A 21285-nucleotide genomic window follows, 5' to 3' on the forward strand; every position below is an offset into this window, starting at 1 on the left:
ACGGGCGGTCCAGTCTAGACGCCCGGCCCCAGCAGTGTCCGCAGCGCGTCGATGAGCGCGGCCGCCTCGGCCGGTGTCGTCGTCCGGCCGAGGGTGAACCGCTGGGTGGCCCGCGCGTCGGCCTCCGTCCGCCCCGGCAGGGCCGCGACCACGTGCGACGGCTCGGCCACCCCGGCGGTGCACGCCGACCCGGACGAGGTGTCCAGCCCGGCCATGTCGAAGGAGAACAGCAGCGCGTCCGCCGTCCGGCCCGGCACGGTGATGTGGACGTTGCCGGGCAGTCGGCGCGTCCCCGGCGACAGCGCCTGCCCCGTCGCCGGGTCGAGGTCTCGCGGCCCGGTCAGGCGCACCCCGTCCAGGGCGTCGACGGCGGCGATCACCTCGTCCCGCAGCCCGCCCAGGCGGGCGGCCTCGGCGGGCTGCTCCGCGACGGCCTCCGCCACGGCGGCCGCCAGCGCGGCGGCCAGGGCCACCGAGACCGTGCCCGAGCGCAGGCGGCGTTCCTGGCCGCCGCCGTGCACCACGGCCTCCAGCGTGACGTCCCGGCGCACGAGCAGGGCGCCGACACCCACGGGGGCGCCGACCTTGTGCCCCGAGACGGCCAGGGTCGCGGCCCCGGACGCGGCGAAGTCCACGGGCACCGCCCCGAGGGCCTGGACGGCGTCGGTGTGCAACGGGACCCCGTGGTCGGCCGCAAGCCGGGCGGCCTCGGCCACGGGCTGGACCGTGCCGATCTCGTTGTTGGCCCACATCAGCGTGGCCAGGGCGGTCCGCTCGGGCGCGGTCGCCAGCGCGGCCCCCCATGCGGCGAGGTCGACCCGCCCGTCGTCGTCGACCGGGACGAGCACCGGCTCGGCGCCCTCGTGCGCGGCGAGCCAGTCCACCACGTCGAGGACCGCGTGGTGCTCGATGCCGGTCAGCACGATCCGGGTGCGCTCCGGAGCGGCCGCGCGGCGGGCCCGGTACAGCCCCTGGATGGCGAGGTTGTCCGCCTCGGTGCCCCCGGACGTGAGGATCACCTCGGTGGGGTGCGCCCCGAGCGCCGCGGCGATGCGCTCCCGCGCCTCCTCGAGGCGCAGCTTGGCCCGGCGGCCGGAGGCGTGGAGGGAGGCCGGGTTGCCGGGCAGCGCGGCCGCCTCGGCCAGGGCCGCGAGCGCGGTGGGGCGCACCGTCGTGGTGGCGGCGTGGTCCAGGTGCACGCGGTCCGGGGTGGTCACCCGGCCAGTCTAGGAGCCGCGCCGGATGTGCCCCGGCTCAGTCCCGGGCGAGGAACCGCTCGACGTCGCGGGTCGGGCCCACCAGGAGGATCGTGTCCTCGGGCTCGAGCACGTAGTGACTCGGCGGGTAGAGCCACGTGCCGCGGCTGCGGACGGCGACCACGCGCATGCCCCGCTCCCCCGCGAGCCCGGTGGCTCGCAGGTCCCTGCCCAGCAGGCGCGACGGCGGCGTGGCCCGGACCATGGCCAGGCCCGGCTCGACCTCGACGAAGTCCTGGAAGGACGTGCTGACCAGGTGCGCCACGCGGCGGCCCATGTCCCGCTCCGGGTGGACCACGTGCTCCACGCCGAGCTGACGCAGGATCTCGCCGTGGCGGTCGTCATTGGCCTTGGCCCAGAGCTGGTGCGTCCCGAACCGCCGCATCAGCGAGACGGTGAGGATCGAGTCCGCGAGGTCGCCGCCGATGGCGACGACGACGTGGTCCATCTCGTGGACCGAGAGCTGGCGCATCGCCTCCTCGTCCGTGCTGTCCGCGCGGACGACGTGGGTCAGCCGGCCGTTGAGCGCCTGGACGGCCTCGGCATCGGCGTCGACCCCCAGCACGTGGCAGTCGGACTCCATGAGCTCGCGGGCGACCCCGGAGCCGAACCGGCCGAGCCCGAGGACGGCCACGGTGGGGCGGTCGCCCCGGCGGGGGGCGAACAGGGAACGGGTGAGATCAGCCAATGAGGGGTCTCTCCTTCGGGTACTCGAAGTGGCGGGTGCGGTCGGTCAGGGCCAGGCTGCCGGCGACGGTGGCGGGGCCGATGCGGCCGACGAACATGAGGAGCATCAGGATGCCCTGCGCGGCCGGCGGCAGCTGGGCGGTGATGCCGGTGGACAGGCCCACCGTGCTGAACGCGGACACGCACTCGAACAGGATCTGGTCGGTCGTGAACGAGGACAGGCCCATGAGCGCCATCGTGGCGACGGCGATCGCGGTCGCGGAGAGCATGATCACGGTGATCGCCTCGCGGTGCGTGGTCCGGGAGAGCCGGCGGCCGAACGCATGGACGGCGCCCTCCCCCCGGATCTCCGCGAGCACGATGAACAGCAGGACGCTCGCCGTCGTGATCTTCACGCCCGAGGCGGTGCCGGCGGGGCCGCCGCCGATGAACATGAGCACGTCGGTGGCGAAGAGCGTCACGGGGTGCATCTGCCCGTAGTCCAGGGTGTTGAAGCCGGCGGTGCGGGTCGTGACGGACTGGAAGAACGCCGCGAGCACGCGCGAGGCCGGGTCCAGACCGCCCAGGGTCCGCGGGTTGGACCACTCGAGGACGAGGTACATGAGCGTGCCGCCCACCAGCAGCACCGCGGTGCCCACGAGCACGAGCCGGACCGTGAGGTTCCACCGCTCGGGTCGGCGCAGGTCTCGCCGCAGGGTCAGCACGACCGGCAGGCCCAGGCCGCCCAAGATGATCGCCGCCGCGATCGGCAGGCAGATGAACGGGTCCGAGACGAAGCCCATGAGGTTGTCGCTGAACAGCGCGAACCCGGCGTTGTTGAATGCGGAGACCGCGTGGAAGACCCCCTGCCACAGTGCCTGGCCCGGGGACATTCCCGCGCCCAGCCAGAAGCGCAGGCTCAGCAGCAGCGCCACCGAGGCCTCGACGGCCGTGGAGTACAGGATCAGGGCCCGCAGCACCCGGGGCAGGTCCCCGATCCCCTCGGCCCGGGTGGAGGCCGCGGCGTCGAGGCGCTGGGTGAGGCCGAGCCGCCGGAGGATCACCAGCCCCAGCAGCGACGTGAACGTCATGACGCCCAGGCCACCGAGCTTGATGAGCGTGAGGATCACGAGCTGACCCAGGGGTGTCCAGAACGTCTGGGTGTCCACGACGCCGAGGCCCGTCACCGTGGTGGCGCTGGTCGCCGTGAACGCGGCCTCCAGCGGGGTGGGCGCGCGGCCCTGATACGAGGCGGGCAGCAGCAGTGCGCCGGTGCCCGTCACGATGGCGACGAGGAAGGACCCGACCACGAGCTGGGTCGGACGGATGCGGGGCCGACGCGGGCCGACCCGCGGCGACGAGGTAAATGTCACGGGAGGGAAACATAGTCCTTCCGGGGCGCACTGTCACCGTGCGGCGCCGGTGGTTGAATGGCCGGGTGCCGACCCCCTCCGTCCCGCTCGTCCACCCGGTGCACCGGTTCGCCCACCACGAGATCGACTTCCGCCGCCGGATCGTCACGATGGCCGTGGTCAACCGCACCCCGGACTCCTTCTACGACGACGGCGCCGGCGCCGTCCTGGAGGACGCCCTCGCCCAGGCCCACGCCGCGGCGGACGCCGGAGCCGAGTGGGTCGACGTCGGCGGCGTGCCGTTCGCGCCCGGGGCGGAGCTCGACCCGACCGAGGAGGCGGCGCGGGTGGTCCCCCTGATCGCGGCCCTGCGGAGCGGGGACGGGGCCGGGTCGTCCGAGGCATCGCGCCGGCTGATCCTCTCGGCGGACACGTTCCAGCCGGCCGTGGCCGAGGCGGCCCTGGCGGCGGGGGCGGACGTCGTCAACGACACCACGGGACTGTTCCACGCGGACCTGGGCCGGGTGGTGGCCGCCGCGGGCGCGCACCTCGTGGTCACCCACTCCCTCGCCCACGTGCGCGGACCCCGGGCCGTGGTCCCCCGGCCGACCTACGGCGACGTCGTCAGGGAGGTCCGCGACCACCTGCGGCGCACCGTCGACCGGGCCGTGGCGCTCGGCGTCCCCGAGGAGAGGATCATCGTGGACCCCGGCCACGATCTGAACAAGAACACCCGGCACACCCTCGAGATCACGCGGCGGCTGGACGAGATCGCCACCCTGGGGCTGCCCGTGCTGGCCGCGGTCTCGAACAAGGACTTCATCGGCGAGAGCCTGGACCGGCACCGGCACGAGCGCCTGCCCGGCTCGCTGGCCGCGGCCGCGGCCTGCGTGTACGGCGGCGCCCGGATCCTGCGCATGCACGACGCCGACGCCTCCGTCTCGGCGGCCCGCATGCTCGAGTGCGTGTTCGGGTGGCGTCAGCCGGCGCGCCTGGTCCACAACATGGGCGCGGAGAACCCGCCGCCGGACCGCAGCACCCTGGCCGGACACCGCGCCCACCGCGGGGGGCGGGCATGAGACGGCTGACCGAGACCGGCCCCGGCCTGGACGACGACGCCCTCCGCACCGCCCTCGCGGCCCCGGCGGCTGAGGACACCGGCCCCGGACCCTGGGTCCGCGTCGTGTTCATCGCCTCCGCCGACGGCGCGGCCACCCTGGACGGCCGTGCGGGCGGGCTCGGTTCCCCCGCGGACCAGCGGCTGCTCTCGCTGTCCCGGCACGACGCCGACGTCGTGCTCGTGGGGGCCGGGACCATCCGGGCCGAGGGCTACGAGGGTGCGCTGCTGTCCGAGGAGGACCGGCGTCGACGCGCGGAGGCCGGCGGGCCCGCGGACCCGCCCGTGGCCGTGGTCAGCGGCAGCCTGGACCTGGACCCGGCGTCCGCGTTCTTCACGGCCGCCCCGGTGCGCCCCTGGATCCTGACGTCCCGGGCCGCCCTCGCGGCCGAGCCGGAGCGGGCGGCGGCGCTGGCCGCGCGCGCGGACGTGCTGGCGGTCGGCGAGGAGCACGTGGACCCCCAGACCGTGGTGGCGACCCTGCACGCGCGCGGCGCCCGCGTCGTCCACTGCGAGGGCGGACCGCGCCTGTTCGGCAGCCTCGCGGCGGCCGGCCTCGTGGACGAGGTGCACCTCACCGTGGCGCCGCTGCTGGCCGGACCCGCCGCCGGCCGCGTCCTGACCGGCGAGGACGGCCCCGGCCTCCCCGCCCGGCTGCAGCTGGTCCAGGTGCTCCACGACGACGGCATGCTGTTCCTGCGCCTGCACCACGAGCGGCACGCCTCCCCCGGCCCGGACCCCACGCCGTGAGCGCGGCCGAGGAGCACCGCACCGCCTACGAGGTCCTGGGCGTGCCCCGCGACGCGACCGCCGAGGAGGTCCGGCGGGCCTACCGCCGCGCGGCCCGGGCCGCGCACCCCGACGTCGGCGGCGACCCCGCCGCCTTCCGGGCCGTGACGCGGGCGTGGGACCTCCTCGGCGACGCCGAGGCCCGGCGCCGATACGACCTCTCGCTGCCCGGCCCGGACGTCGGTCCCCGCGGCCCCCGCGCGACGGCCGGATCAGGGCGGGCGAGACCGTCGGGACGGTCCGGACCCGGCGGACGTGCCGCCCGCCCCGTGCGCTACGAGCCCCCGCCCGGCGAGGCGGAGGCGGACCCGACCGTGCTGGACCTGCCGCGATCGAGCCAACGCGTCCACGGGGCGCCGCGGCCGCGCGGGATCCTGCCGGACGAGCACCGGGTGCTGCGGCAGGCCCGCACCCTCGACGTGCTGCTGCGCCACGTGGCGGACGCGCTCCCGGCCGCCCGGGTCCTGACCGGGCTGCGGCTGGGCGGGCGCTGGGGACGGCACCTCGACGTGGACCACGCGGTGCTGTGCGGCCACCGCCTGGCGCTGATCGGCTCCGTCATGGTCCCGGAGGGGACCTACACCTGGGACGGGGCGGACCTGCGCTCCCGGGGCCGCCCCGTGGCCCCGCCGCTGCTCGGCCCCGCGATGATGGCGTGGCAGCAGGCCCTGCCCCAGGTCACCGTCGGCGGATTCGTGCACGTGATGACGGACCGCGACGCGCGGCACGCCCCCGTGATCCGCCACACGCGCGGCGCCGACGCGCCGGAGGCGCAGGCCGACCTGCTCACCGCCCCGCCCGCGCCCGGGATCGCGTTCGCGCGCGAGGTCGCGCTCTTCCTGGGCACCGGCACGGACCCGGATCTCGTGGACCGGCGCGCGCTCGGCGCGCTGGTCGGCCGGCTCCACTGAGGCACGTCCCCGCCCGGCGGCGCCCCACTAGGCTGGGCGCGTGCCCGACTCCCCCACCCCACCCCGACCGAACCCGCACGAGGGCGCCGACCGCGCCCCGGCGCCCGGCACCCCCGGCTTCCGGATCCTGCTGCTCACCCCGGAGATCCCCGGCAACACCGGCAACGCGATCCGGCTCGCCGCCCTCACGGGGGCCGAGCTGCACCTCGTGGAGCCGCTGGGCTTCGGGTTCGAGGACGCCCACCTGCGCCGCGCCGGCCTGGACTACCACGACCTCGCGGTGGTGACGGTGCACCCGGACCTCGACGCTGCGCTCGCGGCCCTCGCCCCCGCCCGTGTGCTGGCCTTCACCGCGCGCGGGTCCGTGCGGCACGACCGGGTCGCCTACCGGCCCGGCGACGTGCTGCTCTTCGGCCGCGAGTCCACCGGCCTGCCCGAGGAGGTGCTGACCGATCCGCGGGTCACCGAGACCGTCTGCCTGCCCATGCAGCCGGCCCGTCGGTCCCTGAACCTGGCGAACGCCGTCTCCATCGCCGTGTACGAGGCCTGGCGCCAGCACGACTTCGCCGGGTCCGCTGCCCGCCCCGATTCCCTAGACTGAGGCCACCATGCAGACTCCTGACGCGTCCGAGCCCCACGCCGACCGCCCCGATGACGCCGGCCAGCCCGCCCTGGACACCCTCCTGCGCCGCAGCGCCGAGGGTGACCGGGCCGCGTTCTCCGCGTTCTACGACGCCACGGTCCCGTGGGTGCACGGCCTGGCCGAAGCGATGTTCGGCCCCGGCGACGACGCCGCCGCGGCCACGGTCCGCACCTACCTGACGGCATGGGAGGAGGCGTCCGAGGCCGGCCTCGACCTGAGCGAGCAGGACGACGCGACCCACCGCGAACGCCAGGTGTTCACGTGGCTCGAGGTCCTCGCCCACCGCGTGATGACCTCGCTGCGCCGCGCCGGCGGCTCCGCGGCGGAACGTGGGCGTCGTCCCGGCCCGGCCGGCCCCGCCGCGCTGCCGGAGGACCTCATGGACCGGGTGGACCCGGACGCGTTCGAGGCCGTGCGGCTGGCCTGGCTGGGCGGCTGCACGGACCGGGAGGTCGCCGATCGGCTGGATCTGCCGGCCGACCGGGCCCGCACCCTCCTGCGCGACGGCGTCCGGCAGGTCGTCGCGGCCCGCCGCGACATCACCCAGGACGCCGCCCGGCCGTCCGCGCCGGCCCCGGCGACCGGCCCGGCCCTCGGCGCGGACGTGCGCGAGGACGTGGACGCCGGCCGCGCACTCGAGCTGGCCGACCTCTCGGCTGTGCACGCCCTCGACACGGCCGGGCACACCGCGGCCTTCTCCGCCGTGCAGCGGCGGGGCGGCGAGCTGGCCCGGTGGCGCTCCCGGGTGGACGGGGCGCGCCAGGCGGTGGCCTGGGCGTTCCGGTCCGTGACGGCCGAGCCGCCGTCGGCCCTGCTCGACGAGGTCCTGCGTCGCCTGCCCGCCCAGGACGTGGGCATGGACCTGATCGGCGACGAGTCCACCCCCGCCGGCCCGCCGCGGGACCGCCTGCGCTGGCTCAAGGTGACCGCCCTCCTGCTGCTCGCGGCCCTCGTGCTCGGCATCGGCGGGTGGACGGTGTGGAGCCAGTTCACGCGACCGGGCATCGTGCACCGCATCGACCAGTCGAAGGACCTGTTCACGACCTCGGAGTACCCGGCCCAGGACGGCGGCACGGTCCAGGCGTTCCTGTCCCGGGAGCAGAACAGCGGCTACCTGACGATCAGCGGGATGCCCCAGCTGCCGGAGGGTCAGTCCTACCAGCTGTGGCTCTACCCCTCGGACGGCACGGCCCCGGCCTCCCTCGGCACGTACGACGCCAACGGCTTCGGCGAGCCCGTCACCTTCCGGGGGCTGGACCGCTTCGCGGCGATGGGCATCTCCGTGGAGCCCAGCTCGGGATCGGAGGTGCCGACGTCGGAGCCCATCGTCGGCGTGGACCTCGACCCCACCGCGCAGACCGGCCCGCGCTACGGCGGGCGACCGAGCACCAACTGAGAGGTCCCGCAGGGGGAGGGCCGACGACGCGTCCCGTCGTCGGCCCTCCCCTGCGGGCACGGTTCAGAACCCGGCGATGGTGCCCGGGCCGTTGACCGTGACCAGGTGGAACGCCTCGGCGTGGCCCGGCCCGGCGGCCGGGCCGGCGGCGTGCCGGTGGTGCTCGGCCATCTGGGCGAGCACGTGCCGCCGCATCGCGTCGACGTCCGGGTGCTGGGAGAGGTGGGCGTCGAGGGCGCGCAGCTTCTGCTCCGCCAGGCCCGTGACGTCCACGACCGTGTTCCGGCGTGCGGCGGGGGCGGCGTACAGCAGCAGGTTCCGGATCTTGAACGCCTCCAGCCCCTCCGCCGCGAGCTCCGGGTACGCGTACGGGTTCTCGACCGCCGGGTACGCGGCGCGCACCACGGCCTCGCCGCAGGCGAGGTGGTCCGGGTGTGCGGCCTGCATCCGCTCCCAGTCCCGCTCGGGGTGAGTGCTGAGGACGACGTCCGGGCGGACGCGGCGCATCAGGGCCACGAGCTTGCGGCGCACGCCGTGGTCCGGCTCGAGGTGTCCGTCGCGCTCGCCGAGGAAGTGGACCTCGGCGGCACCGACGACGGCGGCGGCCGCGCGCTGTTCGGCGTGCCGGCGGGCGGTCATCGCCTCGGCACCCTCCGAGTCGAAGCCGCCGGCGTCCCCGTCCGTCACGATGCACAGCTCGATGTGCAGCCCGGCCGCGCTGAATCCGGCCAGGGTGGCGGCGGCCCCGAAGTCGAGGTCGTCCGGATGGGCGCCGACGGCCAAGACCCGGCGCCAGCCGTGGTGGGCGGCGAGCTCAGCGGGGGTGGTGAGTGTGGTGGTCAGGATTGGGTGTCCTCCGTGAACGTCACCTCGGTCTTCTGCTCCGCGCCGTCGCGGAGGTAGGTGACGTCCACCGAGTCTCCCACGCGGTACTCGCGGACGACGGCGGTGAGGGACTCGGAGTCGATCACCGCGCGGTCGCCGACGGCGGTGATCACGTCGCCCTCCTTCAGCCCGGCCGCGTCGGCCGCCGACCCTCCCACGACCTGCTGGACGCGGGCGCCGTCGCTGAACACGGTCTGAGCGTTCTCGCCGCCGCCCTGCACCTCGGCGGGCTCCGGGGTGACGCTCACGCCGAGCATGGCATGCGTGGCCTTGCCGTGGTCGATCAGGTCCTGCGCGACCCGCTGGGCGTAGTCCACGGGGATGGCGAAGCCGACCCCGATGTTGCCCGCCTCGCTCGGGTCCTGGCCGGCCGAGGCGATCGCGACGTTCACGCCCACCAGGCGACCCTCGGCGTCGACGAGCGCGCCTCCGGAGTTGCCGGGGTTGATGGCCGCGTCGGTCTGCAGCACGTTGATGTACACCTCGCCCCGGGTGCCCTGCGGGGTGCCCGGCAGCTGGAAACGGTACTGGTCGGAGCCGGAGGACGAGCCGGAGCTCTCGCCCTGCGGCTCGGGCGCCTCGGAGGACGCCACCGCGATGGTCCGGTCCAGGGTGGAGATGATCCCGTCGGTCACGGTGTTCGGCAGGCCCAGGGGGGCGCCGATGGCGACGGCCTCGTCCCCGACCTTCAAATCCCCGGACCGGCCGATCTGGATGGGGGTGAGGTCCGGGGCGTCGATCTTGATGACGGCCAGGTCGGACAGCGGGTCGGTGCCCACGACGGTGGCAGCGTAGACCTCCCCGTCCGAGGTGCGCACCGTCAGCTCGGCGTCGTTGGCCTGGCCGCCGAGGGTGACCACGTGGGTGTTCGTGAGGATGTGCCCCTCCGTGTCCAGGATCGACCCGGACCCGGAACCGGAGGCGGAGCTCGACGTCGCGGAGATGGTCACCACGGAGGGCAGCGCGGTCCTCGCGGCGTCCCCCACGGCGGTGTCCGCCACGGGCTGTCCCCCGGCCTCGGCCGAGGTGTCCGTCGCCTGCGAGGACGAGGAGCTCGCGGCCTCGGACGCGGCCTCGCCGCCGTCCTCCGCGACCGCGCAACCGGAGAGCCCCACCATGAGCACGGCCGCGGCGAGCAGGCCCGCCCCGGCACGGGCGCGGGACTGGGGCCGGGGACGCGCGACGGTGCGGGCCGTCGGCACGGGGGGCTGGGTGGGGGCGGCGGTCTGGTCCACGGGGTCCTCGCTTCGGGTCGGGCCCCGGGCGGTCGACACGGACGCCCGTCGTCTTGCGGACGCGCGCCCCGGGGCACGTCCACGCTAGCGTGCATGACTGAACGCCGCCTAGAGGTCGGCCGAACGTCCGCTCCTCCCACGGTTCCGGCCGCGCCGGATCCCTGGTGCCCGATTCCCACGCCGCCCTACACTCAACCCCAGGATCCGGCGGGTCCGCCCGGTGCGGCGGCTCGCCTCCGCCGTCGAAGGAGACCCCACATGACCGTGCTCACCCGCCCCGCCGATGTCGGCCGTCTGGCGCGTGCCGTGACCGCCGCGGGCCTGGGAGGTCTGGGCCTCCTGGTGGCGGCACCCACCGCGCAGGCCGTGGCGGTGCCGCCGGGCGTGTACGTGGTGGACGAGGCCGGTGTGCTCTCGACCTCGGATGAGCAGCGCCTGACCCAGGAGATCCAGGACCTACGCCGGGACACCGGGCAGGGGCTGTACGTCGTCTACGTGGATGAGTTCAGCACGGACGCCCAGACGCTGGCCCAGGACGTGGCGCGCCAGCGCGGGCTCGGGACGAACGACTCGGTCCTGGCGATCGCGGTCGAGGAGCGCGCCTATGGGCTGGACAGCGGCGGGGACGCGAACCTGCAGAACCAGGTGACGCGCACCTACGTGGGCCCGCAGCTGTCCAAGATCGGCACGGACCCCGGCTCGGCGGAATGGCTCGCGGTGGGCATCGCCGCGGTGCAGGGGCTCGACGACGCCGCCGACGGCACGCTCGACGGCACGGGGGCCAGCGGGGCCGAGTACGATCCGGCCGGCGCCCTGCCGGCCGGCACCACGGGCGGCGGGAGCACGGCCCAGGGCGCCTCCGACGGCGGTGGGGCCCTGACGGCGGTCCTCGGCGCAGGTGCGGTGGCCGCGGCCGTGGGCGGCGGCGTGCTCGTGGCCCGCAGCCGGAGGCGCACGCAGGGTGGCGCCGTCGAACGGGGCCGCACCGAGGAGGCCCGCCGCGACCCCCTCGACGAGCTCAGCGTGGAGCAGCTGCGCACCCAGGCCGGCTCGAAGCTCGTGGCCGCGGACGACGCCATCCGCTCCTCGGAACAGGAGCTGGGCTTCGCCGAGGCGTCCTACGGGGAGAAGTCCGTGGCGACGTTCCGCCAGGACATCGACCAGGCCAAGGAGCACATGCGGGCCTCGTTCCAGCTCCAGCACCAGCTCGACGACGAGATCCCGGACACCGAGGCCGAGCAGCGCGCCTGGCTCAAGGAGATCATCCAGCGCAGCGAGGCCGTGGGTGCGTCCCTGGCGGCGCACAAGAAGGAGTTCGACTCCCTGCGCGACCTCGAGAACCAGGTGCCCGAGGCCCTCGAGCGTCTCGAAGCCCGCCTGCCCGAGGCCCGGTCCCGGGTGCAGGACTCCGAGTCGGCGATCACCGCGCTGCACGGCCAGTACGCGGAGTCCGCCCTCGCCGAGGTCGCGGACAACGCGGCGCAGGCCCGGGAGAGGCTCGAGTTCGTGGAGACCGCCCTCGCGAAGTCGCGGAGCGCGTGGGAAGCCCAGGACCGCTCCACGGCGGCGCTGGCCGTGCGTGCCGCCGAGGAGGCGCTCAGCCAGGTGGACACGCTCACCGAGGCGGTCGGCAAGGCCGAAGGGTCCCTGCGGGCCATGCTGGGCAACCTGCAGACGGGCCTCGCCCAGTCCGAGCAGGACGTGGCCGAGGCCGAAGCGCTCGTGGCCAACGGATCGCACCCCGAGCTGGCCGGCCCGGTGGCGGGGATGAAGACCGCCGTGAACGCTGTGCGCCAGGCCCTCGCGGCCGGCCGCCCGGATCCCCTGGAGCTGCTCCACCAGCTCGAGGCCGCGCACCGCCAGCTCAACACCCCCCTTGCCGGCGTCCGCGACGCTCGCGAGCAGGCCCGCCAGGCCTCCCAGGTGCTCACCTCCACGATCGCCCAGGCACAGGCGCAGATCGACGGCACGGCCGACTTCATCGGCGCCCGACGCGGTGCCGTGGGCTCGGAGGCCCGGACCCGGCTCGCGGAGGCCGACCACACGCTGCGTTCGGCGATCAGCCTCGGCCGCACCGACCCCGTGGCCGCCCTCCAGCAGGCGCAGCGCGCCTCCCAGCTGGCCGAGCGCGCGAGCGAGCTGGCCCGCGCGGACGTCGAGGGCTTCGGCTACGGCCCAGGCATGGGCAGCAGGTACGGCACGCGCCCGCGCGCCGGAGTGGGCGGCAGCTTCGGCGGTGGCCTCGGCGGCGCGCTGCTCGGCGGCATCCTGATGAACTCGATCCTGAACAGCGGCCACGGTGACAGCTGGGGCGGCGGCGGCTTCGGCGGGTTCGACGGCGGCGGCCTCGGCGGCGGCGACTTCGGCGACATCTCCGGCGGCGGCTTCTGACCGCCGCCCCATGAACTCCGGCGCCTCGGGCGCCGGCCCGGCCCGCAGGAGCGGGACGGGGTGGACGCAGGCCGACGGTCTGCGCTGACGTGAAAGACCGACGAAAGGCAGACACCATGGTCAAGCAGTCCATCTTCGGCCGCATCAGCACGCTGGCGAAGGCCAACATCAACGCGATGCTGGACAAGGCCGAGGACCCCCAGAAGATGCTGGACCAGATGGTCCGCGACTACACGAACAACATCGCCGAGGCCGAGGCCGCCGTCGCCCAGACGATCGGCAACCTGCGGATGATCGAGGACGACTACCGCGAGGACCAGGACGCGTCCCGCAGCTGGGGCCAGAAGGCGCTGGCCGCCTCCCAGAAGGCCGACGACTTCCGCGCCAAGGGCGACACCGCCTCGGCGGACAAGTTCGACAACCTCGCCAAGGTGGCCATCGAGCGCCAGATGGACTTCGAGCGCCAGGCGAAGTCCGCGGAGCCGACCATCGCCTCGCAGCGCGAGATCGTCGAGCGCCTGAAGACCGGTCTGGACCAGATGAAGGTCAAGCGTCAGCAGCTGGTCGCCAAGCGCGACGAGCTGACCGCCCGCGCCAAGTCCGCCCACGCCCAGTCCGCGGTGGCCGACGCCGTGAAGTCGATCGACCTGCTGGACCCGACCTCCGAGGTCTCCCGCTTCGAAGAGAAGGTCCGTCGCGAGGAGGCCCGCGTGCGCGGCCAGCAGGAGATCGCCGCCTCCTCCCTCGACGCCCAGTTCGAGTCCCTCGAGGACCTCGGCGAGAAGACCGAGGTGGAGGCCCGCCTCGCCGCCCTCAAGGCCGGCGGCGCCGGCCAGGCCGCCCTCACCTCGGGCGACGTCGACGCCGATGAGACCCTGACCCTCGACTACGCGGCCGAGGGGACCGCCGAGGAGACCGGCACCGCGCGCGGCTGACCCCGCCCCTCCCCACGGCCCGTCGCCCGGCCCACGCCGGCGCGGCGGGCCGTCCTCGTGCGCCCCGGCCCGGTGCTCCTCCCGGACGCGCCCCGGCCCCCGCGCTCCTTTGGTACTGTCCCGGGGTCCCTCGGCACGCTCCGCGGGACGCCCCCGTCCCCGCACAGAGGAAGAACCCCATGCAAGAGCAGTTCACGGCCTGGTCCGTGCTGGTCGACGCCGGCCTCATCGGCGCGCTCCTGGCCGTGGGCACGCTGGCCCGTGCCGTCATCACGCCCCTCCAGACCCTGATGATCCCGGCCTCCGTCATCGCCGGCATCCTGGGCCTGGTCCTCGGCCCGAACGGCCTGGGCTGGCTGCCGTTCAGCTCCCAGCTGGGCACGTACGGCTCGATCCTGATCGTCATCGTGTTCGTGTGCATCGCGCTCACCGACGACTTCGACGTCCGCAAGATCGGCCGCCCCGTGGGTGCGTTCGCGTCCTACGGCGTGCTGATCTACGCCTCCCAGGTGGCCATCGGCGCCCTCGTCACGCTGGTCCTCCTGCAGCCGCTGTTCGACGCGCCCGACTCGTTCGCCGCCCTGCTGTTCGCCGGCTGGGCGGGCGGCTTCGGCTCCGCGGCCGCCGTGGGCCAGGCATACGCGGCCAACGGTGATGCGACCGTCACCTCGCTGGCCTACACCTCGGCCACCGTCGGCATGATCGTCGGCGTGGTGGGTGGCATCATCCAGGCCAAGATCGGCGCGCAGCGCGGCCACGCGCGGGAGTTCGCGGGCCTGACCTCCATCCCGGAGGAGCTGCGCACCGGGGTGCTGAACCAGGTGGAGGAACGCCCGGTCATCGGCCGGCACACCTTCTCGGCGGCCTCGGTGGAGTCACTGGCCTTCCAGGTCGGCGTCGTCGCGATGATCGCGGCGGCCGCGCACGGCGTGGTCTCCTGGATCACGTCCGTGTGGCCGAGCGTCGTGGGCGAGGACGGACCCCAGCTGATCATCCCCGCGTTCGCGATCGCGTTCCTCCTCGGCCTGATCGCCCGCGTCCTGTTCCAGGCCACGAAGACGGCGAAGTTCCTCGACCCGGGCTCGCTGAACTCGGTGTCCGGCACCGCCACGGACATCCTCATCGTCTGCGGCATCGCCGCGATCGCCCCGACCGTGGTCGTGGACTACTGGCAGCCGCTGCTGCTCCTGTTCGTGATCGGCCTCGCGCTGGCCCTGTTCCTGGGGATCGTCGTGGCGCCGCGCGTCATGACCGACGCGTGGTTCGAGAAGCAGCTGTTCACGTGGGGCTGGGCCACCGGCGCCGTCGCCACGGGCGTGGCCATGCTGCGCATCGTGGACCCGAAGCTGAAGTCCGGGACCATGGAGCAGTTCGGCGTGGCCTACATCCCGGTGGTGCCCGTGGAGATCGCGGCCGTGTCCTTCGTGCCGCTGCTGCTCCTCGCGGGCCTGTCCTGGGCCGTCGTCGGCATCTGGGGCGCCATCGCGGTCATCGCGATCATCGCTGCCGTCTGGCTGCGCCGCACCGACCCGGGCCGCCGCACCCCGGCCCAGCAGGCGGTCCGGGCCTCGAGCCGCTGACGCTCCCGCTCCCCCGCGTTGATCGCCCGAGGGCGGTCGGCTCGCCCGCCGGCACCGTGCCGGCGGGCCGGGGCGACCGGGTCCGGACATGCGAGAAGGCCCCCAGCAGATGCTGGGGGCCTTCTCCTTCTCGTTGCGGGGGCAGGATTTGAACCTGCGACCTCCGGGTTATAGGAGTGGTTTCAAGCTTCCCTCGCGATCCCGTGGAGTCCCCCGTGATCCCTCGGGGTTTCCGGCAGTCATACCTCCCTGGTGATCCCTGACGATCCCCGACGATCCCGCTATTTGAGAGTAGCTCTGAGGGTAGATCAGCGCAGCGCCTTGGCCGCCTCCACCATGGGCGCCGGGTCGGTCACGTCGGTGTAGTACCGGCGGTTGGTGTCCTCGTCGTGGCCCAGGAACGCCGCCCGGACCTCGACGGGCACCGCGACCAGCAGCGAGTTCAGGGTGCCGCGCCACAGGTGCGTGCGCCCGTGCTCGAACACCTCGCAGTCGATGGCCGCGCCGATCTCCGGGTAGAACGTGGCGCAGGCCTTGCGGCAGGCGTCCCGGTCCCACTGCTTGTCCGGGTCGGTGGGTGCCCCGATGACGTAGGCCCCGCCCAGGGACCTCCGCTCGGCCAGGTGGTCGACGACGTCGGGGAACAGCAGGGGCACGCGCCGGCCCTTGCCGGTCTTCGTCCGCCGCACGTCGGCCGACCGGTCGAACACGTTCCAGGTGAGCGCGTTGGCCTCCTGGACCCGCAGGCCCGATGCCGCCTGGAGCAGGGCCAGGTCGATGACGTTCCGGCGCTTGGCCACCGCGTCCTCGCGGGACCACCTCCCCCGGGCCGGCTTCTCCACGCCCGCGGCCGGGTCCAGGCTCAGCAGCCAGTCGATGGCCGCCCCGAGCTCCTCCCGGGTCAGGGTGCGCTCGGCCCTCGGCCGGGCCGGCTTCGAGGAGCTGAGGTCCACGGACATGCCCGCCAGGGGGTTGCCGCTGAGAACCTCGTCGCGCACCAGCTGCTGGGCGATGTACTTGCCCCACACCGTCTTGCAGTGCCGCGCGGACTCGGACCCGTGCTCCTCGGCGATCCGCTTGAGCGCCGCCTCCAAGGTGCGCACCCGGGCCGTCTGCGCGATGGTCTTGGACCCCAGCACGGTCTTCCACTGGTTCAGGGCCACCCTATACCGGCGGCGGGAGGCCTCTGCGAGCCGGGCCGCGTCCACGGCGGGGATCGAGACCTTGTCGATGTAGTCCACGATCGAGCTGCTGGGCTTCCACGACCCGTCCGCACTGGTGGCCAGCAGGTCCCCGACCTTCTCCCGGGCGCGCCGCCGGACCTCGGCCACGGTGGGCCCCTGGGACCTGCCCGGCTTCACGGTGCCGTCGGGCAGGCACACCCGCCAGCGCAGCACGTACGTGCCGTCCGCCTGCTTGGTGGGCTTGACGCGGTCGATGGAGTGCTCGCCGGGCGCGAGCTTGGAGTTGGGTGCTCTGGTGTTGGCCATGCCGAGAGAGTAGATATTACACAGGCTCAAGTCAACCGGATCAGCAAGGATCGCCCGGGCTTGTACGGGATTGACAGGGCGGATAGGATCAGTCGCGGACAACCGAATACTTCCGCGCCTGAGCGAAGGCGCCCCGGACGTGCAAGTCCTGTGCCCCCACGGAGAGGGGGACGCGGACCGGGCCCCCGACCTTCGCCGAAGCACTTTCAGAGTTCGATAACCGGCCGCAGACGGATGCGTAAGTCCTACCCAGAGGCGAGAACTCACTCCTGAGAAAGGGGTGAGTTGTCATGCCCGCGCATGGCCTCCCGAACACGACCGAGCCGGTCGACCTCACCAGCACCGTCCCGCCCGGCGCGCTTCCCCCCGAGGAGGCCGCCAAGTACATCGGCCGCCCCGGTGCGCTCAAGACGCTGACCAACTACCGCTCCATGGGCAAGGGCCCCAAGGCCATCTCCGTGCTCGGCAAGCCCGTCTACCGCATCGAGGACCTGGACGCGTACCTCGCTGCTGGCGGTGATGCCGCGTGACGGCCCCCGCGGTCCACGAAGCGTCCCAGAAACGTCTTCTCGGGACGCAACACGCCGCCAAAACCCCTAGTCAGACGCCACTGGCGGCAGCCGCGTATGGGGGAACCCCCGTTGCCGCCGCCGCCGATGGCTGGACCATCGAGTACGTCACCGACAGCGCCACGTCGCAGAAGTACCCGGCCCGGTTCGCCGTGCTGACCAAGACGGTGGGCCGCGCCGGCTGTACTGGCTCGACGACGAGCTTCGGTGCGTACCCCTCCGTCGCCGCGATGGGCACCGGGCGCGACGCCATCGTCGTTGGCTTCGATACCGAGTTCGTCAGCGCCGAGGAGGTCGACGAGCAGCGCGGGTGGGTGGGTGAAGACGTCCACGTGGTCCGTCGGATCGTGTCCTACCAGTTCGCGGCCATCGACCCCACCGACCCTTCTCGCCTCCGCCTGGCCGTGGTGCTGCCGCAGGAGTACCACGGCCCGCGTGGACCGCGCACCGCGCGGCTGTCCTTCGAGAAGGCCTTGGAGATCGCCGTCACCGCCCTCGGGCTGCACGAGCACCCGTTGGCCTCCGGGTGGTCGTCCCAGGGCGTCCCACGGGCGGAGGTCGTGGACAAGAAGGGTGAGACCCGGCCCGGGTGGTGGTTCAACGGGCGCGCGGGTGTCTCCCGTGCCCTGCCCATCGCTCTGGTCGCCCACTGGCAGCAGGCGGACCTGACGACGTTCGTGGACCGCCGCAAGGCCCACAACACCTGGAACGCCGCCTACCCGGAGCGCGCCCGTAAGGTCTCCACCCGCGCGGGCCTGGACAGCCGGCGGGGGCGGTGGCTGGACTCGAGCACCTCGGACATCTTGCGGGCGGTCATCTCGGCCAGTGCCGGGATGGTGAGTCCCACCCCAGTGCGCATGGTGCTGGCAGGGGCGAACAAGCGCTGGGCGCGGCCTGTGGAGGTCTCGATCCGGGACACCATGGCGCAGTCGGGCGCTCAGCCTCTGCGAGCCCTCGGCGAGGCTGTGGGCGTGGCCAAGCTCGACGTGCCTGGCGACTGGATCGCCCGGATGGACGACTACCTGCTCAAGGACCCGGTCGCGTTCATGGACTACGCCGCCAACGACGCGATCATCGCCCTGGAGTACGTCTCGCAGGTCTACGGAGACCACCAGGAGGTGCCTCTCACCCTCCCCACTGCCGCGGCCCGGGCCGTCAAGGGGCTCATGTCCGGCGAGATCGAGGCCCGTCCCGACACCTTCGACGACTTCAACGCGGTCTTCGGTGGACTCGTGAAGGTCGCGAAGAACGTCGAGGCGACCACGGGCGTGGAGAACCAGCTCGACTTCTACAAGAAGCGCGAGCTTCAGCCCATCGACGGCGCCGCGGCAACGTGGATCCACGCCAGCGCCATGGCCTTCCGCGGGGGCTACAACATGTCTGCGGAGCTGGGGCTGTTCGAGCAGGTGACCCACGACTTGGACCTGCAGTCGTGCTACCCCACCTCCAGCGCCACGATCTGGGACGTCGACTACCTGCACCCGGACGGGGTCATCCTGCGCACGGTGAACAACGTCGAGCTGGGCCTGGATGACTTCGCCGAGGGCGGTCCGCTGACGCCGTTCGTCGGGTTCGTCTCCTTCGAGTTCCCCGAGTCCGTGGCCTTCCCCTGCCTGCCCGTGCCCGCGGAGGGCTCGATGATCTACCCGCGCACCTCGGGCGGCGCCCGCGGCGTGTGGGCGGTGGGCCCCGAGGTCTGGCTGGCCCTGACGCTCGGCGCCAAGGTCACCTGCCAGATCGGCCACTTCGGCAGGACGCTGCGCACCAGCGACGGTGAGCCCTCGCGCCTGCTGCGCGGGGCCTACAAGACCCTGCTCGACGACCGCGCCCGCGCCAAGCGCGAGTTCGGCAAGTCCTCCTTCCAGCAGGGCGTGCTCAAGCTGATGGCCAACTCCCCCTACGGCAAGCTCGCCCAGGGGGTCATGGGCCAGCGCGGGTGGGACGCCTGGGCCCAGGAGCGCGACGCCGTGGGCGGCTCGGCGATCACCTCGCCGTGGCACGCGAGCATGACCACGGGGCTCGTGCGCGCCGTGCTGCTGGCCGTGCTCAACCAGCTGCACGACCGTGGGTACGCCACGCCGTCGTGCACCACGGACGGGTTCATCACGGATGCCGAGCTGTCCGTCGTGGACGGGCTGGACCTGTTCGGTCTGGGGCAGCTGTGGCGCGACTCCCGCGAGGCCCTGACGGGCTCCCGGGAGATGTGGGAGCGCAAGCACTTCCAGACGGACCTGCTCAACGTCACGACCCGGGCGAACTTCTCCCGCCAGCCCGGCGGTGTGCTCGCCCACGGAGGGTACAAGCTGCCCGAGGGCATCGTGCCGGACTCCCAGGAGGACCGGGACCACATGTACGACCTCATGGTCAGCCGCGACGGGGCCCTGCCTGTGACCATGAAGGTCTTCCCCTCGATGGAGGAGCTCACCCGGATCGAGAACCGCCTGGACTTCGCGCCCAAGGTGGTCCACAAGCAGCAGACCATCGAGTTCGACCGCAAGCGCCGGCCCGTGCCCGAGGGGATGACTGCCCACATGGTCATGGTCGGTGAGCAGGTGTTCGAGGTCGCCCACGTGCGGACGGTGCCGTGGGAGAGCCCCGAGGACGCCCTGCGTGGGCGCTCCGTGGACCAGGGGCTCAAGCGGTGGGACGAGGAGCTCGGTGAGCCCGTGTGGACTCGCTCCCCTGTGCGGCGCACCCGCGCGCAGTGGCAGGACTACTTCAAGCGGCTGGAGCGTCTTCTGGACGAGGACGGCCGGGTCGCTGAGGCCGAGCGTCTGGACCGGATCGCCAAGGGCATTGTGATCGCCCATCGCCAGGAGGTCGTGCACATTCCCTGGCTGGGGTCGGACCGCCCGCTGGCCGAGCGGCTGGACGCCTTCGAGGACTTCGGTCTGCCCCGCCCCCGGGAGCGGTTCTGGTCCCACGCGCGGTCCAAGACCGAGCGCCAGATCGAGATCGACCTGGAGGCGATCGCGCCGTACGTCGCCGAGATGAAGGCGGTGGACCCGTTCGAGTCCGAGACCTTCCTCCAGGAGGTGGCGTGACCGTGGCCTACACGCTCGGTGACCAGACGTTCGCCACCAAGAAGGCTGTCCTCGCCCATGCCAGCGAGGTCCTCAACCGGGCGTCGCTGGGCGAGGTGTTGCGCGGGCATGACGAGGCGTTCGCCCTGGACCTGCTGGCCCAGCACCCGGAGGTAGGAAGGAAGCACGGCGCCGGTATCGCCGGCGTGGCCGTGGTCGTCATGCCCGAGTGGGGCACCCGCAACTTTGTCGTCCTCCGGGAGGACGGCTCGATCGACAACTGGTCGGTCAAGAAGTGCGTGGCGAACCTGCGACCCGACGGTACCAGGAGGTCGCCGTGACCACCTGAGCCTTTCGCGCCCGCAACCCCGTAGCCCAGACCCCGAAGGAGACCCCCATGACCACGACCACCCCCAAGACGGCCCGTCAGCTCCGCGCCGAGTGGCAGGCCGAGATCGCCCGCCGCGAGGCCGAGATCGTCGCCGCCGAGCGCGCGGAGGCCCGCCGCATCGACGAGGCCCTGCGCCGCGCCGGCCGCGCCCGCGTCGCCGCCGTCGAGACCCTCTACGAGATGCTCGGCATCGACGAGCAGACCAAGACCCGGACCCGCCGGGATGGCTCCGTCCAGACGGTCCGCGCCGACCTCGACGAGGCCGAGCGTGCCGAGCGTCTCGTGGCCGCCGTGGCGGCCCTGCTGGAGGGCGCCGCAGGCACGCGCTCCGCTCCCGCCGGCGGCGCGGAGGCGGTGCCGGACGAGGCGGCGCAGATGGTGCCGGAGGAGCCCTCCGGGGCACTCGCTCCGCTCCCGCCCGCGGCGGGTGGGGAGAGCGCAGAGCCGGACCCGGAGGAGGACGAGGCGCACGCCTCCGACGACGCCGAGGAGCCGGTCTCCGACGAGGGGGACGAGGCCGCCCGCGAGGAGGACGCCTACGCCGAGGAGCCGGCCTACGGCACGGTCAGCGACGACCTCCACGAGGCGGGCTGGCAGGCCTGACCAGGCCGGCGCCGGACCCGTAGCGGCGAAGCCCGTCGATCCCCGGTGGGGGT

At 73.7% G+C, this 21285-nt stretch carries 18 protein-coding genes; 12 read left to right on the forward strand and 6 right to left on the reverse strand.

The window, feature by feature from the left end:
• Nucleotides 1-14: 14 nt before the first annotated feature.
• The 3 genes from B1A86_RS07360 to B1A86_RS07370 are packed head-to-tail and all read right to left on the reverse strand — an operon-like array spanning nt 15 to nt 3295.
• Nucleotides 15-1217 carry a cysteine desulfurase family protein gene (locus tag B1A86_RS07360; RefSeq protein ID WP_078025574.1) on the reverse strand — a complete coding sequence of 401 codons (1203 nt, stop codon included), beginning with the start codon at nt 1215-1217 and terminating at the stop codon, nt 15-17.
• A 37-nt stretch (nt 1218-1254) separates the two neighbouring features.
• A complete protein-coding gene (locus B1A86_RS07365; protein WP_036315984.1) occupies nt 1255-1944 on the reverse strand; it encodes a TrkA family potassium uptake protein in 690 nt (229 codons plus the stop codon).
• The gene (locus B1A86_RS07370) at nt 1937-3295 is read right to left on the reverse strand and encodes a TrkH family potassium uptake protein (RefSeq protein ID WP_162833775.1); all 1359 of its coding nucleotides are present in this window, start codon (nt 3293-3295) and stop codon (nt 1937-1939) included. The genes B1A86_RS07365 and B1A86_RS07370 overlap by 8 nt, the downstream gene beginning before the upstream one ends.
• A 65-nt stretch (nt 3296-3360) precedes the next feature.
• Between B1A86_RS07370 and folP the strand changes: the two genes are divergently transcribed.
• Genes folP through B1A86_RS07395 form a run of 5 tightly spaced genes read left to right on the forward strand, consistent with a single transcriptional unit; the run spans nt 3361 to nt 8130 of the window.
• On the forward strand, nt 3361-4353 hold the full coding sequence (gene folP, locus B1A86_RS07375; RefSeq protein ID WP_036315981.1) for a dihydropteroate synthase: 993 nt from the start codon (nt 3361-3363) through the stop codon (nt 4351-4353).
• Nucleotides 4350-5141, forward strand: a complete 792-nt coding sequence (locus tag B1A86_RS07380; RefSeq protein WP_036315978.1) for a pyrimidine reductase family protein — start codon at nt 4350-4352, stop codon at nt 5139-5141. Before folP ends, B1A86_RS07380 begins: the two co-directional genes overlap by 4 nt.
• The gene (locus B1A86_RS07385) at nt 5138-6091 is read left to right on the forward strand and encodes a J domain-containing protein (RefSeq protein ID WP_063189526.1); all 954 of its coding nucleotides are present in this window, start codon (nt 5138-5140) and stop codon (nt 6089-6091) included. The genes B1A86_RS07380 and B1A86_RS07385 overlap by 4 nt, the downstream gene beginning before the upstream one ends.
• 40 nt (nt 6092-6131) lie before the next feature.
• On the forward strand, nt 6132-6692 hold the full coding sequence (locus B1A86_RS07390) for a tRNA (cytidine(34)-2'-O)-methyltransferase (protein WP_044659766.1): 561 nt from the start codon (nt 6132-6134) through the stop codon (nt 6690-6692).
• 7 nt (nt 6693-6699) lie between these two features.
• Entirely contained in the window at nt 6700-8130 is a 1431-nt protein-coding gene (locus B1A86_RS07395; protein ID WP_063189528.1) for an anti-sigma factor domain-containing protein, read from the forward strand.
• A gap of 63 nt (nt 8131-8193) precedes the next feature.
• Here the strand turns inward: B1A86_RS07395 and B1A86_RS07400 are convergent, their stop codons facing one another.
• The gene (locus tag B1A86_RS07400) at nt 8194-8973 is read right to left on the reverse strand and encodes a PIG-L deacetylase family protein (RefSeq protein ID WP_061867174.1); all 780 of its coding nucleotides are present in this window, start codon (nt 8971-8973) and stop codon (nt 8194-8196) included.
• A complete protein-coding gene (locus tag B1A86_RS07405; RefSeq protein ID WP_061867013.1) occupies nt 8970-10250 on the reverse strand; it encodes a S1C family serine protease in 1281 nt (426 codons plus the stop codon). Before B1A86_RS07405 ends, B1A86_RS07400 begins: the two co-directional genes overlap by 4 nt.
• Nucleotides 10251-10508: 258 nt before the next feature.
• On the opposite strand from B1A86_RS07405, the gene B1A86_RS11850 reads away from it, so the two are divergent.
• From B1A86_RS11850 to B1A86_RS07420, 3 genes are all read left to right on the forward strand, one after another.
• Nucleotides 10509-12641: a TPM domain-containing protein gene (locus tag B1A86_RS11850; RefSeq protein ID WP_063189530.1), complete on the forward strand. Its 2133-nt coding sequence runs from the start codon at nt 10509-10511 to the stop codon at nt 12639-12641.
• A 116-nt stretch (nt 12642-12757) separates the two neighbouring features.
• Nucleotides 12758-13576, forward strand: a complete 819-nt coding sequence (locus B1A86_RS07415; RefSeq protein WP_036341166.1) for a PspA/IM30 family protein — start codon at nt 12758-12760, stop codon at nt 13574-13576.
• Between the two features lie 179 nt (nt 13577-13755).
• Nucleotides 13756-15156 (forward strand): sodium/glutamate symporter, encoded by a 1401-nt coding sequence (locus tag B1A86_RS07420; protein ID WP_049147311.1) that lies wholly within the window; start codon nt 13756-13758, stop codon nt 15154-15156.
• Between the two features lie 308 nt (nt 15157-15464).
• Here the strand turns inward: B1A86_RS07420 and B1A86_RS07425 are convergent, their stop codons facing one another.
• Nucleotides 15465-16646: a hypothetical protein gene (locus tag B1A86_RS07425; protein ID WP_078025573.1), complete on the reverse strand. Its 1182-nt coding sequence runs from the start codon at nt 16644-16646 to the stop codon at nt 15465-15467.
• 290 nt (nt 16647-16936) lie between these two features.
• On the opposite strand from B1A86_RS07425, the gene B1A86_RS07430 reads away from it, so the two are divergent.
• The 4 genes from B1A86_RS07430 to B1A86_RS07445 all read left to right on the forward strand — a co-directional run bounded on the left by B1A86_RS07430 (nt 16937) and on the right by B1A86_RS07445 (nt 21232).
• A complete protein-coding gene (locus B1A86_RS07430; RefSeq protein ID WP_078025572.1) occupies nt 16937-17176 on the forward strand; it encodes a hypothetical protein in 240 nt (79 codons plus the stop codon).
• A 191-nt stretch (nt 17177-17367) separates the two neighbouring features.
• On the forward strand, nt 17368-20259 hold the full coding sequence (locus B1A86_RS07435) for a DNA-directed DNA polymerase (RefSeq protein WP_246836813.1): 2892 nt from the start codon (nt 17368-17370) through the stop codon (nt 20257-20259).
• Entirely contained in the window at nt 20256-20579 is a 324-nt protein-coding gene (locus B1A86_RS07440; RefSeq protein ID WP_246836814.1) for a DCL family protein, read from the forward strand. Before B1A86_RS07435 ends, B1A86_RS07440 begins: the two co-directional genes overlap by 4 nt.
• Nucleotides 20580-20635: 56 nt before the next feature.
• Nucleotides 20636-21232, forward strand: a complete 597-nt coding sequence (locus B1A86_RS07445; RefSeq protein WP_138976806.1) for a hypothetical protein — start codon at nt 20636-20638, stop codon at nt 21230-21232.
• Nucleotides 21233-21285 lie beyond the last annotated feature (53 nt).

Origin of the sequence: Micrococcus sp. KBS0714 (assembly GCF_002008305.4) — a bacterium.
In the GTDB taxonomy this organism is placed as follows: domain Bacteria; phylum Actinomycetota; class Actinomycetes; order Actinomycetales; family Micrococcaceae; genus Micrococcus; species Micrococcus luteus.